Origin of the sequence: Pseudomonas sp. NPDC098747 (genome assembly GCF_044760045.1) — a bacterium.
In the GTDB taxonomy this organism is placed as follows: domain Bacteria; phylum Pseudomonadota; class Gammaproteobacteria; order Pseudomonadales; family Pseudomonadaceae; genus Aquipseudomonas.
In genome coordinates this window covers 1-16,516 of record NZ_JBIWAL010000083.1, presented here as the reverse complement: position 1 = coordinate 16,516, position 16,516 = coordinate 1, and the positions used below count along the sequence as shown (strand labels likewise).

At 55.3% G+C, this 16,516-nt stretch carries 12 protein-coding genes and 3 pseudogenes; 6 read left to right on the top strand and 9 right to left on the bottom strand.

Translation table 11 applies throughout. The features are described from left to right. Positions 1-40: 40 nt before the first annotated feature. Positions 41-958: a recombinase family protein gene (locus ACIQVE_RS27555; protein ID WP_402814691.1), complete on the bottom strand. Its 918-nt coding sequence runs from the start codon at positions 956-958 to the stop codon at positions 41-43. Between the two features lie 201 nt (positions 959-1,159). Here ACIQVE_RS27555 and ACIQVE_RS27550 point away from each other — a divergent pair, with 201 nt between their 5' ends. From ACIQVE_RS27550 to ACIQVE_RS27540, 3 genes are read left to right on the top strand one after another with little or no spacing between them, the layout of a single operon-like run. After that, positions 1,160-1,399 carry a ribbon-helix-helix domain-containing protein gene (locus ACIQVE_RS27550; protein ID WP_008371006.1) on the top strand — a complete coding sequence of 80 codons (240 nt, stop codon included), beginning with the start codon at positions 1,160-1,162 and terminating at the stop codon, positions 1,397-1,399. Next, entirely contained in the window at positions 1,399-1,809 is a 411-nt protein-coding gene (locus tag ACIQVE_RS27545) for a putative toxin-antitoxin system toxin component, PIN family (RefSeq protein WP_402814686.1), read from the top strand. The genes ACIQVE_RS27550 and ACIQVE_RS27545 overlap by 1 nt, the downstream gene beginning before the upstream one ends. Positions 1,810-1,812: 3 nt before the next feature. Further along, positions 1,813-4,806: a Tn3 family transposase gene (locus ACIQVE_RS27540; protein WP_402814684.1), complete on the top strand. Its 2,994-nt coding sequence runs from the start codon at positions 1,813-1,815 to the stop codon at positions 4,804-4,806. Positions 4,807-4,873: 67 nt separating this feature from the next. Here ACIQVE_RS27540 and ACIQVE_RS27535 read toward each other — a convergent pair whose 3' ends face one another. Then, positions 4,874-5,566 carry a hypothetical protein gene (locus ACIQVE_RS27535; RefSeq protein WP_402814681.1) on the bottom strand — a complete coding sequence of 231 codons (693 nt, stop codon included), beginning with the start codon at positions 5,564-5,566 and terminating at the stop codon, positions 4,874-4,876. Positions 5,567-6,719: 1,153 nt separating this feature from the next. Between ACIQVE_RS27535 and ACIQVE_RS27530 the strand changes: the two genes are divergently transcribed. Both ACIQVE_RS27530 and ACIQVE_RS27525 read left to right on the top strand, forming a co-directional pair. After that, complete coding sequence (locus tag ACIQVE_RS27530; protein WP_402814679.1) at positions 6,720-6,995, top strand: helix-turn-helix domain-containing protein; 276 nt, start codon at positions 6,720-6,722, stop codon at positions 6,993-6,995. Positions 6,996-7,134: 139 nt separating this feature from the next. Then, positions 7,135-7,490 (top strand): annotated as a pseudogene (locus ACIQVE_RS27525) (histone-like nucleoid-structuring protein, MvaT/MvaU family). Between the two features lie 359 nt (positions 7,491-7,849). On the opposite strand, the gene ACIQVE_RS27520 reads toward ACIQVE_RS27525, so the two are convergent. From ACIQVE_RS27520 to ACIQVE_RS27490, 7 genes and pseudogenes are all read right to left on the bottom strand, one after another. Then, positions 7,850-10,066, bottom strand: a complete 2,217-nt coding sequence (locus ACIQVE_RS27520) for an N-acetylmuramoyl-L-alanine amidase (protein WP_402814676.1) — start codon at positions 10,064-10,066, stop codon at positions 7,850-7,852. 1,295 nt (positions 10,067-11,361) lie between these two features. Then, on the bottom strand, positions 11,362-12,126 hold the full coding sequence (locus ACIQVE_RS27515) for a hypothetical protein (RefSeq protein ID WP_402814673.1): 765 nt from the start codon (positions 12,124-12,126) through the stop codon (positions 11,362-11,364). Positions 12,127-12,587: 461 nt separating this feature from the next. Beyond that, a complete protein-coding gene (locus ACIQVE_RS27510) occupies positions 12,588-12,800 on the bottom strand; it encodes a TraK family protein (RefSeq protein WP_402814670.1) in 213 nt (70 codons plus the stop codon). A gap of 180 nt (positions 12,801-12,980) precedes the next feature. Continuing rightward, positions 12,981-13,403 (bottom strand): hypothetical protein, encoded by a 423-nt coding sequence (locus ACIQVE_RS27505; RefSeq protein ID WP_402814667.1) that lies wholly within the window; start codon positions 13,401-13,403, stop codon positions 12,981-12,983. Between the two features lie 432 nt (positions 13,404-13,835). Continuing rightward, a pseudogene (locus tag ACIQVE_RS27500) lies at positions 13,836-14,480 on the bottom strand (conjugal transfer protein); the annotation flags it as partial. Further along, positions 14,371-14,808 (bottom strand): VirB3 family type IV secretion system protein, encoded by a 438-nt coding sequence (locus tag ACIQVE_RS27495; RefSeq protein ID WP_402814665.1) that lies wholly within the window; start codon positions 14,806-14,808, stop codon positions 14,371-14,373. The pseudogene ACIQVE_RS27500 and the gene ACIQVE_RS27495, both read right to left, overlap by 110 nt. A gap of 23 nt (positions 14,809-14,831) precedes the next feature. Beyond that, positions 14,832-15,152 carry a type IV secretion system protein VirB2 gene (locus ACIQVE_RS27490; protein ID WP_402814662.1) on the bottom strand — a complete coding sequence of 107 codons (321 nt, stop codon included), beginning with the start codon at positions 15,150-15,152 and terminating at the stop codon, positions 14,832-14,834. 380 nt (positions 15,153-15,532) lie between these two features. On the opposite strand from ACIQVE_RS27490, the pseudogene ACIQVE_RS27485 reads away from it, so the two are divergent. Beyond that, positions 15,533-16,516 (top strand): annotated as a pseudogene (locus ACIQVE_RS27485) (IS3 family transposase); the annotation flags it as partial.

Sequence of the window (16,516 nt, the reverse complement as noted above, 5' to 3'; positions counted from 1 at the left end):
GGGGTTTGGGGAGCAATGGAACCAAAAACCAACGTAAGCCCTACCACCGCCGTTCAGAGCCTTTTTCCCAGGCATCCGCCTCGATAAAGCAATTACGCATCTCGGCCTCTTGGCTGATCTCGGTCAGCAGATCATGTACCGTCTTATCCAGTGCCTCATCGTTGCGATATGGGATGCTCAGCGCGTAGTTGCCCGACTCCAGCGGCTTCATGCCATAGGGTTCCAGGCAGTAACGCTCGATGTTCTCCTTTGCCCGCTTTTTGCCACGCACGAACTTACTGTTGTTCTCGACGGCCAGACGCAATATGACCGTCGCGATCCGTTCGGCATCGTCCACTACCGGTGGGGCTGTTATGCCAAGATGCTGGGAGATTTTTGCAGATGCGCCGATCGTTATGCCGCGATGCCGGAGGTAGCGGTAAAGCGTGCTTTTGGAAATGTGCAGTCTCTTGCCAATGGCGCTCACGCTTAGCCGACCCTCTCGGTACAGCGTTTCTGCGGCCATAGCCGTCGCTTCCGCTTGAGCGGGCAGCCCCTTCGGACGGCCACCGACTCGACCACGTGACCGTGCAGCGGACAAGCCTGCTTGTGTGCGCTCACGGATCAATTCGCGCTCGAACTCTGCCAGCGAAGCGAACAGGTTGAACACAAAGCGGCCTTGTGCGTGAGTGGTGTCGATGGGGTCATTCAAACTTTGCAGTCCAACGTTACGAGCGGCCAATTCACCGACCAGTTCGACCAGGTGCTTGAGCGAGCGTCCCAGACGATCCAGCTTCCAAATCACTACGGCATCTCCGGCCCGTACATGAACCAATAATTTATCCAGTTCCGGACGTGCGCTTTTTGAGCCGCTGGCAACGTCTTGATAGATCCGCTCGCACCCTGCCTTTTTCAGAGCATCGATCTGGAGGTCTGCGTTCTGATCCCGAGTACTCACCCGTGCATAGCCAATTTTCATCAAAAGTACCGTTTACTCAACTCATAGATTGAAAATAGAACCTTGATTAACGATACCAGTATTTGAAACCACAATGAGGCCTAACTCGGAGTTGGGCAGGTCTTCCGTTAAAGTTCTATAAAACGAGGGTTTTATCGAACTATTGCGGCGCAGCAAGGAGCAGGTGTATAAACACACAAACACTCATCATTGGAAAAAGTCATGAACACCACTCGCTGGAACGTCGCCGTCTCCACCGACACCGACCAATCGCTTCGTATGTTTCTGGCCAGCCAAGGCGGTGGCCGTAAGGGTGACCTCTCGCGCTTCATCGAAGAAGCGGTGCGGGCACACATCCTGGAACTGAGCGCCGAACAGGCCAAGGCTTCCAATGCCCATCTGAGTGAGGCAGAACTGACCGAAGCAGTTGAAGAAGCACTCGACTGGGCACGTAAGCGCTGATGCGGGTTGTATTGGATACCAACATCCTGTTCAGTGCGCTGATCTCACCACATGGTGCTCCTGATGCAATCTATCGGGCCTGGCGTGCGGCCCGTTTCGAGGTTGTGACCTCACGAGCACAGCTCGATGAAATTCGTCGTGCCAGTCGTTACCCCAAGCTTCAGGCCATCCTTCAGCCTGCCAAAGTGGGGGCCATGATCAATAACCTGCAACGGGCGATGGTGCTGGAGCGCTTGACCATCGAGATTGAAGCCGATGATCCGGATGACTCCTTTCTGCTGGCCATGGCCTTGGCGGGTAATGCGGACTACCTGGTAACCGGTGATCGCCGCGCTGGCCTCTTGCAGCGCGGGCATATCGAACGCACGCGGATTGTTACCCCCGCCGTGTTCTGCGCCGAGGTACTGTGATCGATGCCGGTTGGTTTTCTGACTCAGGAGCAACGCGACGGCTTTGGTCGCTATGTCGATCCGCCCAGCCGTGAAGAGCTGGAGCGTTACTTCCACCTGAGCGATGAAGACCGTGAAGCCATCCAGGTGCTGCGGGGTAACCATAACCGCCTGGGCTATGCCGTTCTGCTGACCACCGTCCGTTTCGTCGGTGGTCTGCCGGACAAGCCCGCGGCTGTGCCGGTGGAAGTCCTGCATGTACTTTGTCGGCAATTGGTGATCTCTGCCCCTGACTGTCTTTCACGTTATAGTGATCATCGTCGCTGGATACATGCGGCCGATATTCAAGAGCGCTATGGCTATCGTCATTTTACTGACCCTGGTATCGGCTTTCGTTTGAGCCGATGGCTGTATGCCCTCTGCTGGACGGGCACTGATCGTCCTGGCGTGCTGTTTGAACGAGCTACCTCATGGCTGCTCACACAGAAAGTCCTATTGCCAGGAGTTTCCCAGTTAGAGCGTTTCATTGCCCAACTGCGCAGCCGGGTTGAAGAGCGCCTCTGGTACACCTTGGGTCGCAGCTTGAACGAGGCGCAACGGCAACAGCTTCAGGACTTGCTTCTGGTGACCGAAGGCAACCGCAGTTCCCAGCTGGATCAACTACGCTCCGGCCCGGTGATGGTCAGTGGCCCCGCACTGGTTCGGGCGTTGCGTCGGCTGGATGATGTGCGCGGGTTGGGAATCGCCTTGCCGCCAGCTGCACATATCCCACCCAGCCGCATTGCAGCCTTGGCCCGCTTTGCCAACACCGCCAAGGTCACGGCCATCAATCGACTGCCGGCGTCGCGCCGGTTGGCGACGCTGGTGGCATTCGCGGTTTCCTTGGAAGCCAGTGCGCATGACGATGCTCTGGAAATTCTGGAGGCGCTACTGCGTGATCTCTTCAACAGAGCGGAGAAGGCTGACAAGAAGGCTCGGTTACGTAGTCTAAAAGACCTGGATCGCTCGGCGGCAATGCTCGCCGCTGCGTGCACGGTCGTGCTGGATAGCACGATCAGCGATGACAACGTCCGTGCCCGGCTGTTCAACGACCTGCCACGTGTCACGCTGGAGAAAGCCCTGGAAGAGGTCAATGCGTTGATCCGTCCGGCCAACGATGTATTTTACCTCGCGCTGGAGGATCGCTACCGCAGCGTGCGCCGTTTTCTTCCTGATTTATTGAAACATATTCGCTTCGGTTTCAGCCCCGCTGGCAAGGGAGTGGCGGCCAGTCTGGACTGGTTGCAACTAAACCTGCCTCGTAGAAAACCGGAGGATGACGCGCCGCAGGAGATCGTGGCCAAAGCTTGGCAGAAACACATCACCCGCGAAGATGGCTCCCTCGACATGGGCGCCTATGTATTCTGCACGCTCGATGCACTGCGCACCGCCCTACGCCGCCGCGATGTCTTTGTTTCACCCAGTTGGCGTTATGCCGACCCGCGTATCGGCTTGCTCGATGGTGCTGAATGGCTGTCGGCGCGACCGATCATCTGTCGCTCACTGGGCTTGACCATGGACGCCAAAACCACCTTGGACGCCTTGTCTGCCGAGCTGGATGCGACTTGGCACGCAGTCGCGGTTCGCCTGCCCGACAATCCTGCGATCCAGTTGAGCGAAAATACAGAGGGCAAAACCGAGCTGTCCCTCGGAGCGTTGGAGAAGCTGGAAGAACCCAACTCGCTGCTGCAACTGCGTGCAGCCGTGGCCGACTTAATGCCACGTGTCGATTTGCCGGAAATCCTATTGGAAATCGCCGCTCGTACCGGTTTCGCTGAGGCCTTCACCCATGTGTCCGAACGCAATGCACGGGCCGATAACCTAGTGACGAGTCTGTGCGCAGTGCTCTTGGGAGGAGCCTGTAACACCGGCCTGGAGCCATTGATTCGCAACGACAACCAAGCGCTGCGCCGTGACCGGCTGTCCTGGGTGGGCCAGAACTACCTCCGTGACGACACCCTGTCAGCAGCCAATGCCATTTTGGTGGCTGCGCAGAGCCAACTGGAACTGGCTCAGATCTGGGGCGGTGGTGAGGTGGCCTCCGCCGATGGCATGCGTTTTGTCGTGCCGGTACGTACCGTGCATGCTGGTCCCAACCCGAAATATTTCGGTACCGCCCGGGGCGTCACCTGGTACAACCTGATATCCGACCAGTTTTCCGGTCTTAACGCCATCACGGTGCCCGGCACCCTGCGCGACAGCCTGGTATTGCTCGCGGTCATGCTGGAACAACAGACCGAGTTGCAGCCCACACAAATCATGACTGATACCGGTGCCTACAGTGATGTGGTGTTCGGGCTGTTCCGTCTGCTCGGTTATCACTTCTGTCCGCGTCTGGCCGATGTCGGCGGTACCCGTTTCTGGCGCACACGTCCAGAAGCGGACTATGGCAAGCTCAACGGGCTTGCCCGCCAGTCAGTCAAGCTCGAGCTGATCGCCGAACACTGGGATGACCTGCTGCGTCTGGCGGGCTCACTCAAGCTCGGTCGAGTACCGGCGACCGGCATCATGCGCACGCTGCAAACGGGGGATCGTCCGACCCGCCTGGCCCAGGCGCTGGCCGAGTTCGGGCGGATCGAGAAAACGTTGCACACGCTGACCTACATCGATGACGAGTCCAAGCGCCGCGCTACCTTGACCCAACTGAATCGCGGCGAAGGCCGGCACAGCCTGGCCCGCGCCGTGTTCCATGGCAAACGCGGCGAGCTTCGCCAGCGCTACCGCGAAGGTCAGGAGGATCAACTAGGTGCCCTGGGCCTGGTGGTGAACATCATCGTGCTGTGGAACACCCTCTACATGACGGCGGCCGTGGAACGGCTAAAGCAGCACGGCTACCCGGTGCTGGACGAAGATCTGGCTCGGCTGTCGCCGCTGATCTTCGAGCACATCAATATGCTGGGACGGTACTCCTTCGCGGTACCGGAAGAGGTCGCCCGAGGCGAGTTGCGGCCGTTGCGCAATCCCGATGATGATCGGTGATCCATCCATGCACTACGGGCAACACCCACGCGCAGCAGGCTCGGCTAGCACGGCACTGGTAGTTTAATTACTGTCTGGAGAAGAGGAGGACGGCCAGGATAGTGCACATCAAAGCGACAACCCAGCCCCCAATCTTCTTGAGTTCGGCAACCTTGGAAATGAGCTCGGCGGTTTCGGCATAATTTGGTGGAGGTGCAACTTCAGATGCCGTACGCACTTCGTCCGAGCGATCGTTATGAGTTAATGGTTCCTTCCCGACTTGGATTGTCACCTGCTCAGCAAGGATCTGGTTTTCAGCTTCAGCATTCCAAGCCGTAAGGCGATGTTTGGAAAACTCATCATAGAAATCATCCACAATGTCTTGGCCCTTTGGGGCAAAAGTAAAGCCCAATTGGTAATCCATCTGGCTTGGATAGACATCCAGTAATAACTGAAAAGTTTCTCGGGATACCCAAATTTGCAGCTCAAAACGGTGAGGCTGATCTTCCCAAGGGGGTATATAGACGATGTATCCGAGATGCCCTATTTCCGAAGGTCCATCCCATATGTGGACCTTCCCTTCCTCTACATACTTGAGGCCGAAATCGTAGAGCGGCCAGGGACCTGAACCAGGGTTTTCGAAGCGAGTGGGGATCAAGAACTGACCTTCCGAAGGCCTCGCCTGGAATATGAGTCTTCTGGACTCTCCCTCATTACGCAGATCGGCAATGAATCGTGGTTCGGAGAGATCGAGGCGAATTGATGCGTTGGACCAGCCCATGCAGAACCCTCAACTGTTATGACCTAACATCTGCTTCTGCCGCGGATTTTTCGCAGAGAACCGAAGGGAAATCAGTCGCCCGGATGCGATTGTTGACCTCATGTATATCCCTTCCGAAACAAATCGCATGCCCTGTCGATCTTGCACGGATCAACGAACAACTCTCCCGTAAGTGGCACGATAAATGTGCCCTTTACGTCCAGTGTCAAGTGCGACGGCAGCGGAGTCCGGCGTCCACGGTTAGCGCCGTTGTATATCCACCGCTGCGGATTGAGGGAATTAGCTGGCGAGCTGTCGAAGGCTGCGAGTTCGTCGAACAGCCAGACTTTTGCATGGGGACCATCGATAGTTCGGAGCACTACTTCCAGTGACTCTGTAAGGGGCTGTTGGTGATAAGCGCTACTCAGTGCGTCCTTTAACCCCTGCAGGACATCCCGGTTGTAAAGGACGCCTTCTTCTGGCGAGAGGTAGTACTGGGCTCGGTAACCCGAACGACCGTTAAAGAATTGATCAAACGTGGCTTCCTGTTCCAAGGGCACCCGGGCCACAAGCCTAAAGTAACCTTGGCATTCGTCTGCTTCTTGCCAGCACAGTCGAATACGACCGATCTTCGCTGAACGGGAAGCCTCCTCAATAACTTTGGCAAGTAACTGGTCTGGTGGGGGCACGTCCAGAAGACATGAGTGCCGAGAAGTTATCCCTGGCCCTAACATCCATTCGGTGATAGGCGCAATTCTCAGCGTTCTGTTCATGAGGTCCAAACTCTAAATAGGCATCAAGAGGGGTGATAACGCCTTCACGGGCTTGGTGGATAAATTCCACTCGTTCCCTCGTCCACGCCTGTCTAAGCCGGGCAATGTGGTAGTACGGGGAACTCTGAAAGGAGTTATACACCATGGACGGAACGCCCAATCTACCCAATCAGCTCCGGCAGCAAATCAAGCATAGCTACTCATTTGCCATCGCTCCGGCCACCGGCTGCTTTCCTTTCTCTGACGGTCGTCTCTTCGGCGTGCCTTGGACAAGCCAGGTGCAATGAGCTGTTCAGTGGCAATCCAATTGGGCGGTCAGCTGCGATGCAATCTACTCACTCAGGCCTTACGTTGGTTTTTGGTTCCATTGCTCCCCAAACCCCGAGTTTGAACGGGATCTGTTGATTGAACGTACCCATGCAGGCCTGGCACGCAGTCGCGCTAATGGCATCAAAACCGGCCGACGCGAAGCCTTGTCCGCCAAAAAACAAGCCGAAGTAGTGGAGCAGCTGGCCAAACAAGTATCGGTATCACAACTGGCCAGAGACTTTGGGACTACCCGGCAAACCATTCTGAGGATTCGCAAAAAAGCTGAATCCACCCCCTTGGAAACATCCAACCCAGGGTTGGGGCACCGTACTGCGAATGGAATGCCAGAAGTACATGACACGCCATGATCGATTGAATATGTTTTCGTCCAACTTCCACCAATTGTGAACGACAAAAAATTGTAACTCTACATATAAATGTTACAATGTTGAGTCTTTGGTATTTTCAATTCCACCTTAATTAAATTTTTTCCACCATGGAGTCGCTATGTCATTAATCAATGAATATCGTGCCACAGAACAGGCAATTAAAGAGCTTCAATCGCGCCTTGACTCACTGAGTGACAACCCAGCCTTGCTCAAAGAAATGGAGTTTGAAGAGCTATTGGGGCCTTGATGGGTCAATACAGTAAAAGCCTGCCTGACATCATCAAGATTCTGGACCCTCACCGAGCAGCACCGGCAGCAGGCGTGGTTTCTACCCGAAAAGCACGCACAGTCAAGGTTTACCGCAATCCCGAATCAGGCGAAGTCATTGAAACAAAAGGGGGAAACCACACGCAACTGAAGGCCTGGAAGCAACAGTACGGCGCTGACACGGTTGAGAGCTGGCTTCAGAAGTAACCCGCGATTGCCGGGAATCTATGCCTCATTGAAAAAAGCCCCTAAGGGGCTTTTTGTTGGCCTCGAACAACGCACCTACAACTTGGCGCACATCACAATGTCGGCCTGTGTTGTCACCTCTGTTTCAATGCCCAATCTGTACTTGCAGTAATCCTTGATTTTCTGTCGTCGTTCATCGCTCAATGTCTCTATACGCCGATAGTCTCCGTCATTGGCATGAATGTTGAAAAATTTAACTCTGAACGTAGGCGTCTTTTTTACAAAAAAAATGGTATATGTTTCATGCTCAGAGTGCTCCTCGTAATAGCCAACGTTTAGTATCACCAGCAAGAACAAGACCCCCACTGAAACTAAGTACTTCATTCTGCGATGGTCCCAGGTGGTGGCAGCAGCTGCGTTTGAGTACGAATATTTCTCACCAGTTCCATACCAATGTTTCCTGGGCAAATTTTTCCATCTTTGTCCTGACCTGGGAATTCTCGGTGCCCACCGAACCGCTCGATGACAAAAACACTTTTCAAGGCCTCCACCAGGTGCAGCAAAGCGTCGATTTGTATAGCAGGTATGACGTTCGTTGTGTTGGAGCCATAGAGTTCAAGTGTTTCACGCCATTTAGCAACGACGTCCCCCCCCTCTTCTGCTGTGGTCAGATTTTCCAGAAGCACGATGCCAATAACGCCGGTGTTGAACCCTCTCACACTTGAGGCTCGCAACCGAATATCACGCCCTTCCAGCACGGTGCCGTCACAGGCGATCCCGTAGTGGTAGCCAATGTCATCAAAGCCTTTAGCCATGTGGTAGGCTTGAACGTCCAGCATCTGCTTGTCGCCCCTTGGCGTACATACAGATGACCGGCCAGCATGGTGTAACGCGATCATGCTGTAATCCCAGTCCTCTACCATATTTGGCTTCCCTTGCACGGCGCCCCATCCTGAACGCTCCGTGAAGGTGTGTCCTAACGATTGGACCTTTTGGATAATCGCCTCACGAGCGGCTGCACGATCAGGGCCCATCATGCTTTCGACAAACGCAATCGGATGAAAATGATAAATCAAGCCGGAGGCCATCTGCGCGCTACCGGAGAGCTCATCCCAAAACACGAAATTATCGATCCTTTGCTTTTCATGTTTTACCGTTTTCGGGATGGTCGGGAACAACTGATCCAGTCGGCTCCACTTGGGCGAACCGGCTTTTTCTTTCCACTCGGTCGGATGATGCGCGACTAGTCGCGTCCACTGATCCCGCGTGGCCGGGTTCATCAAGGCTGACTTGAGCTCGTCCGGTTCCAAGGTTCTATTGCCGTTGGTGTCGATGCTGGCAAAAAGATCCCTAAAGAACTGCGGCATGTCGTCAGGGTCAACAAAGCCATCGGCCATGGCGTTGCTCTCCGCCACAATCTGGAAGCCGAGTTTTTCCCGGTCGTGCTGGCTGATGATGTCGGCATCGGTTTTCTTCAGCAGCCCGGAGACCGGTTTTTCCCGCTCCACCACGCTGACGTCGTAGCACTCCTCACCGCCGTCCTGTACGACCGGCACGGCGCTTAAATCGATCACGTGCTTTTGACGCAGCTTCACCGAGCCCATAGCCGGTGCTTTTTTCTTGAGTACCGTGGCGCTGGGCAAATGCAGGAACTGCTTGCCGGTCTTTAATCCGGCCGCGTTTTGCAGGAAGTCCTTCACATCGGCGTCTGTGGCAAAGAGTTCAAGGTGCACCTGATGCGCGCTTTCGGTCCCCCCTTCTTCGTTGGTGAGGTTCTCGACGTTGCCCAGGTAGCCAATGGGGTCGCCTGCCTTGATGGGAACGCTAGTAGAAATGACCTCATCGAAGGCGCTCGGTGTGACCGGGCCCCATGCCACAAGTTTGTTTGGTGTTTCGTTCTCGACAATCGTCCAAAACGTCGCGGGCACCGGCTCCTGCCCCCAGCATCCGCCGCTGACCAGCGTACATTCGGCCATGCGTCGCCGCTGATTATCTATCATCAAGGTCAGCACCTTGCGGCTGTCGAACTCAATCACGCTGCTGATGCACAGCTCCGCGTTTCCTTTTCGCACACCCGTAGATTGCCCATCAATAGGGTTAACGGGAGCGCCATACAACGGCAATCTCTTAATCGCCGTCGCTTTGACCTTGCCCTGCCAATAATCTGGCCTGACCCGCTCAGGCAGCTGATAGCCGCTGTAGGGCAGCAAGTGCATGTACAGGCTGTAAAACGTCAGGGGGTTGCGTTTACCGTAGTTGGCTCCTTCTTCCGAATTGGGCTCTGAGGCGTATTCATGCCGCACCAGACAGAACGAGTTGGAATATTTGAGTTTCTGCCCCCCCTCACCGAAGGACGTGTGCCGATAGTCGTTATTGAGCCGGTACGCCACAACCTCGCCATCGGCCATGCAGCGCAACGTATCGTTCGCGACGCATTGCGGTGCGCTTTGGTCAGAAATATGAATGCCGCCATGCCAAAACTTGTAAGCCCCCATCAGGTAATGCCCTGACGTTTCGTTTTCGAGGGTCTGGAAAAGTTCGTTGGCATCCGTGAACGGAGTTCCGTCAGTTTTTCTGATCGGAAAGTGGAAGTTCATCAAGGGCAATTTTCCGTACATCAAGATTGAGTGAAGCTCTGTCAGAACTTCAATGGGTTTCGGCGATCTGCGCGAGCTTTTGGCCGTAGGCGATACCGAGAACGTGCTTTTTATTTACGGAAATCTCAGGCTTGCGATTCCCCAGAATTGATCAGTGATGATTCTGAGCGGGGAACTGAGGCCTAACAAGGAAATGACTTTTGCGGCATTTGTCCGAAGATGCGCGCGCGTAGGTCAATCAACCGGGAAAAGCCCGTTGCAAGAGCGCAAGCCGAGGCCGCAGCTTAGGGAGTGCGGCAAGTCCGAGGTAAAGGGCGCATCGCTGCAAGGCTGGTTAACCCCCGCAAAGGCATGCGGTGGCTTTGGCGGCGTTTTTTAGTGCCGATTAAATGGGGGATAGTCACGACAAGCCCAAGTGTATTTTCTGTTTCAGGTGTTTCTCCAGTTCATACGCCGGGTAGTTAGGTGTTTCCCAATGCGCCACGCAATGGGGTCGATGACGAAAAGGCCCGAGGTCGTTAAGGTGTTGCAGAGCCCAGCAATGTCGACAGCGCACGTGCTGGCCGTCGAGTTTCCAACGTTTGTTCCAACGCTCCAGTGGTAGATAGGTGACCGACATAACAGGCCTTCAGTGATAACCGCCGTTTTCCTTCAGCGTAGGCCACGCAGTAAAAAACAGTTTTTTCGCAATCATCAATACCCGTGGGTGCGGCCCAATTTCAAAATCGATGCCTTCACCGAAGGCACCTGACGGACTTTAGTGTTAATCAATCCCCAATAAGCCTGCGCGCACACGCGCCCGGTTGAGTCGGCGAGCGGCTTGCCGTTCGCGGACGATTTATCCGGGTCTTAGCGCCCGCAGGGTGGCCGTAGGCCAGGGCAGGGCGGCTTTATCGCCCTGGGCCGCTTAGACAGGCTGTTTCACGGTCGGAAGGTATTGTTGTTGTGTTGCGGGTGCAGGGGCCGCAGGCTCCTGCCTGGGGTAGGGGGCGAGTAGCCCCCGATGCCGCGCCGTGCCGTAGGCACGACTTGCGCGAGCATTGTTGCTCTACGAGGGGGTTTCCACCTCGAAAGCCCCTTTTTTTACCCGAAGGGGATAGCTGACCGGGGTATAAAATTCCATTTATTTACAAGCTCTCGCCACTGATCCATGCGCGCTCGGATGAACGCGCTTTGCGCCGGCGTTTTTAGGGTTCCATGACGCCAAAAATGGTTGCTTTTGTGCGATTCCCAAATCACAGGCGCAACAATGCCTCCACGCGAGTGGATGCAAAAAAAAGGGAGGGGGTTAGCCGTTACCGGCCTGGCTTGTTCGCCATCAGTCTGTTCAGGGCGGCCAGGACATCATTGCCCGAGGCTTTTTTGACCACCGCAGCGGGAGGCTCTGATCTCTGCTGGGGAGACGGCTCTACCGGAGCCGGCGCAGCGATTCGCCTTTCCTTGGCCTGCCAGCGTTGCCGCGACAACTCACGCCGTTGCAGTTCCAGCGAGTGCCGCTCCATGTCCGCCAGCTTGCGCTGGCCAATCTCGCGCAACTCGCTCTCTCGCCGTTTTCTGGCCGCGTTCTGCACCCGTTCGTATACGTAGCTCAGGCCCAGATCAGCCCAAAACAGCTTGGTGAAGCGCACCAGTACCCGTGTGCGCACCAGGTGAAGACCGTTGTTATCCACCTCATCGAGGCGAATCCGCTCGATCCGCCGATAGATGTAGCCGGCACTGTCCAAGGTCGCAAACAGACGGCTCAACACCGCCTCAGACACGCCCGAATCTTCGGCAATGCCACGTTGGGTATTGAGGACAAAACGGCCGTTGTCCGCATCGATAAAACCCAGTACGCCGGTGGCCAAGTCCAGGCGCACCAACATCTGCTCGGCGATGCGCTCAATCGCGACGAACTTCTCCAGCCGGGTACGACGGTCACCATTCACGGTGTCCAGGCGCCGAAGGTATTGGCCGCGCAGGCTGACCAGGTTGCCCAGACGTTGATGGGCCGCCCGCAGAAGCGGATTTTTGAGCTGTTGTTCGCTGAGGTAACGCGGCGCCGCTCGACGCGCAGGCATTTGCCTGGCGGACCGATAGAGCGCGGAATGAGGGTTTGAGGGGGGGAGCTTTACCGCTCTTAACTTGCTCATCCTGCCTCACCGACACGACTGTTATAACCGTTCGGAAAGGGAGGCATGGCGGGATAGCGTCTGCGTACCTTGTAATTCGGGGTGCTGCGCAGCACAGGCCGCCCCGCATTGAATGCTAATTCCATTTTCAACGCCTTTCGGCGGCAAGCTCATTATGTTGACATTTTGCAGCTTGCAGGAAGCCGCAGTGCCAGCCATAATTGGCTCACCTAGTTGTGTTGTGAACAGGTGTTCCCCTTCCTCAAGGTTTGAACCTGTCTCGATTTTCCAAAAAGCCCCGCCGGCCAGCGGGGCTTTTTGGTTTCTGCCATTTGGGTTACTTCATTTTTTGCTCAACTCATAAAAGTTTTATTTCTAAGCAACTGGATAGTATCCAGCCTGCTGGGAAGCTATTTGGCTTTTTGCTCGGGACTTGGACTGCGGATGTACCGGGCTACATACCGGGCAAACTGGCTATAGCTGATGCCTAACAGGCCCTGATGACGCTCATAGATGGCCAATAGCGGATGCCCTGCCTCTACCAGCTTTCGGAAGTCTTCGGCGTGAGCTAAAAACGCCACTCGGCCGGCGCCGCGCCTTGGTTTATCTGGGGTTTCTATCATCGGGGACATCCTCGATCTTGCTTACCGCACTAATTCGCATAAGTTACTATATGCGTGAATGCGAAATAGCGCAATGTAGCTGTATCAAAAGCAATGACCTTCCGAAATCTCTCCACAGCACTCACGAGGGTTTGATTTGCCTATGATCGAGCCCACGCATTGTTCCTAACGTGTCATGGTCTAAAGCTCAAACAGGACTCGCTCTCCTTGGGGGGGAAGCCAGTCATCGCGATTCCACTTTGCAATAGCTTCACTAAGCGTGGTAGCGCCGCAGGCGATGGCCTCGCCCCCATGGTTCATACATGACACATAAATCTCTTCGCCTGAATTGACCAGGTAGCCGATGTCCGGGCGATGTCCGCACTCGGGACATGCCTTCACCCCGCAGTGTTCAGTTCTCGCTTGGTCCAGCTCGGCTTGCTCATCAAGGCGATTCGCGATGCTTAACAGCGTGCGCAACCGGTCAACGAAATCAGCGCTCTCCGGATCGTCCCGCAACATCTGCCCCAAGGTTTCATGCAGGGTGCCACGACATTCAACTGCGCTCCCGCTATAACCAGCCTTGATCAGCTCCCGCTGAACCTGAAAATCTTCTGCTCTCACTCTGATTCTCCAAACAACCGCCAGACACTCCCCCTCGCGGGGAAGCGTCATGTACAAATCAGTTCATTTCAGGGCCGTAATCTTCTTCCGGCTCGTCCTGCTCCGGTACGATCGGCTTCACCTCCATTTCCGCGCTCTCATCCGCAGTGGCCACCCGCTGCGGTGTGTGAACGCTTGATGTGAGCTTCTGCAGGCCGGTTTCAGCTTGATGAAGGATGGCTTTACTGCTGTCGATGTAGCGTACCGCCGAGACGATCGGAGCGGGTGGCGTGCCCCATGGGCTAAGGGATGTCGGAGCTGACGTTGCAACAGGTGCGGCCGCTTTCGGTGGAACAACCGCAACCGCTGAAGGCGGCGCTGTGGAAGCAGCACCAGGCACCGGAGGCCGTACGTAAGACGACGACCTGGTAGGTTGTATCGGCGGTGGTGCACTGGGCAGGTTTCGATGAAATCGTACTCGCTAAAGTTCGTCACGCTGTCGATGACGGCCTCACCTAGGCGCGTGTCGCTCAGAAGCACATCCTGCTCATGCCCATTGATCAGATGACTGTAGAAGCGACCAATCTGCGAATAGAGCGCACCGTGAGTATTCTCTTCCATCCCCATGATGGCCATGTCGTATGTGGCTAGCATGGTCGAAGAGATGATCAGCAGTTCCTGCATTGCCTTGATCCCATCGTCGAGGTCACGATATTTGAGGATCAACGCCAGTGTGTACCCTACCTGGCGAAAAGAGCCGTTTCGAAACGGTGCAGTGTAGGCATCCACCAAGTCCTGCAACGCCGGCAAACTGAGCTGATAACTCGTATTTAACTCAATCCCCGACTTAGTCACATAAGCCTGTAACATCAAGTTCTTGCCTTCTTTTTTACCGATGGCAACAAAATAGCGATTCAGTTGAAAATAAAAACGCTCCAGTTCTTCATCACTGCGCGTTTCGTGAGAAATCCCCTTAAGCCGAATAATGCTAACCAGACGATTTCCCGGAAGCGACACCATGTGTTCGTGAACGTGATAACGCATCAGAGGCACCAATGTCTCTGGAGGCATAACGTTTTTGTGAATAGCGCCTGCCATAATACTGGCTCCACTTTGGATTAAAGGGGGTGAGCAACAATTGTTTCCCATACTTCAGGTTGAGTCGTAGACGGCGCAACCCAAACCGCACGCGTCGAAAGTAACGATCATCGACCGAGGTAATCAGACGGAGGGCCAGCAGCCCGATTACGAATGGAAACGCGAAAATCAGGCCCCATACCAAAGAAAAGATGGCCGTGCCTATTCCGAAAACAAGCAAACTACACATAATCAAAGCAATCATGGGCATGATGGGAATGCCCCAATACATGGCTGGCCGTGACATCGCGTTATAACTGTCGAATAACAACTTCTTCTTTGCAAGCATAGCTGGCCTCCCTCATACGAGCCTTAAATCGGGCTTCCAGAGCCAAACATCTCCCACGCTGCCGCGCCAAAAACCATTGAGCCGCCCACTGCCATGACGACACCTCCCTGCTGGAGATAATCCACAAACGTTACGTCCTGGTTGCCACTCGACCGGGCGATCAACCAGCGAATGCCAGTCCAAACAAGCGTGCCAAGAGCAAGGGTGCCGCCAAAAGCGTACAACCCCAAGCGCACCTTATTGCCCAGATCAACCAAGTCTGAATCCCAACTTGCCATCGCCACCACGGGGGCGCTAAAGAACGCAGACACCATCAATCGCGCAAAATATTTTTTACTGAACATCAGTTTTCTCCTTGGGTTCTTTCTCTGGGTCTTTAATTTCTTTCTTGACGTCAGGCTCTTTCGGCTCTGAGGCCGAAGGTGGCGGCAACGCCTCATAACGCGGGTACTGACGCAACACATCCCAACTGTCATAAGAGGGTTGTCTCGGCGCGGTGATAGGGGGTAACGCTGTTTGAGGTGATCCTGCCGCTCCAGGGAAGAGGTCGACAATGGGGTCGGCCTGGGAATGTGTTGATGGTTGAATCACCTGAGGTGTTGCAACTTTACTTTTCTCCGCATTTGGCTGCGCTGTAGCGTTAACAGAAACAACTGGATGAGCCCCCTGAAAGACAGGACACCGTTTCCCCCTTAACATAAGGGATAGGCAAACGACTGTGTATATGACTAATAGAAACGATAAGGGTGGGGAGCTGTTGGGTCAGGAGCGGCGTCGCCGCTGGAGCCCAGAGCAAAAACTGGCCATGGTTCGCGAGAGCCTGCAACCGGGGCAAAGCGTCTCGGTGGTGGCTCGGCAGAATGGCGTTAATGCCAACCAGCTGTTTCAGTGGCGCAAGCTCTATCAGAGCGGCAGTCTCTCTGCGGTCAGTGCTGGAGAGAGCGTTGTGCCTGCTTCCGAACTGGCTGATGCGCTCAAGCAGATCCGCGAGCTACAGCGCATGCTGGGCAAAAAAACCATGCAGGTCGAGATCCTCCAGGAAGCAGTGGAGATTGCTCGGTCGCGAAAATGGATTGCGCACTCACCCTTGTTGCCGGGGGACGACCTGTGAAACTGATCAGTGAAAGTCTCGGTGTAGCGCGCTCGCAATTAACGGTTCGACTCAAGCCAGCGGCACGACCTCAAAGGCGTCGTCCGAGACTGGACGATGTCGCTTTGGTGGAAGAAATTCAGGCTGAGGTGAGTGAGCTGCCCAGCTACGGCTACCGCCGCGTGTGGGGCTTGCTGCGTCGCCGGCGTGAACAACAAAGTCAGGCGCCGATCAACGTCAAGCGAGTCTATCGCGTCATGCGCGATCATCAGTTGCTGCTTGAGCGACGGATTAAACAACCCGGCGTGGCGCGTCGCCACGAAGGCCGCATCGCCGTCGCCACCAGCGATACCCGGTGGTGCTCGGACGGGTTTGAGTTTCGTTGTGATGACGACGCCAAGCTGAGCGTGACCTTTGCCCTGGACTGCTGTGACCGTGAAGCCATCGGCTGGGTGGCCAGCCCGACCGGATACAGCGGCGACGATATCCGGGATCTGATGCTGGAGACGGTGGAAACACGCTTCGGAGAAGAACCGCCTGCCACCCCGGTGCAATGGCTGAGCGACAACGGCTCGGCCTATATCGCCGAACAGACACGCCAGTTTGCCCGACAGATCG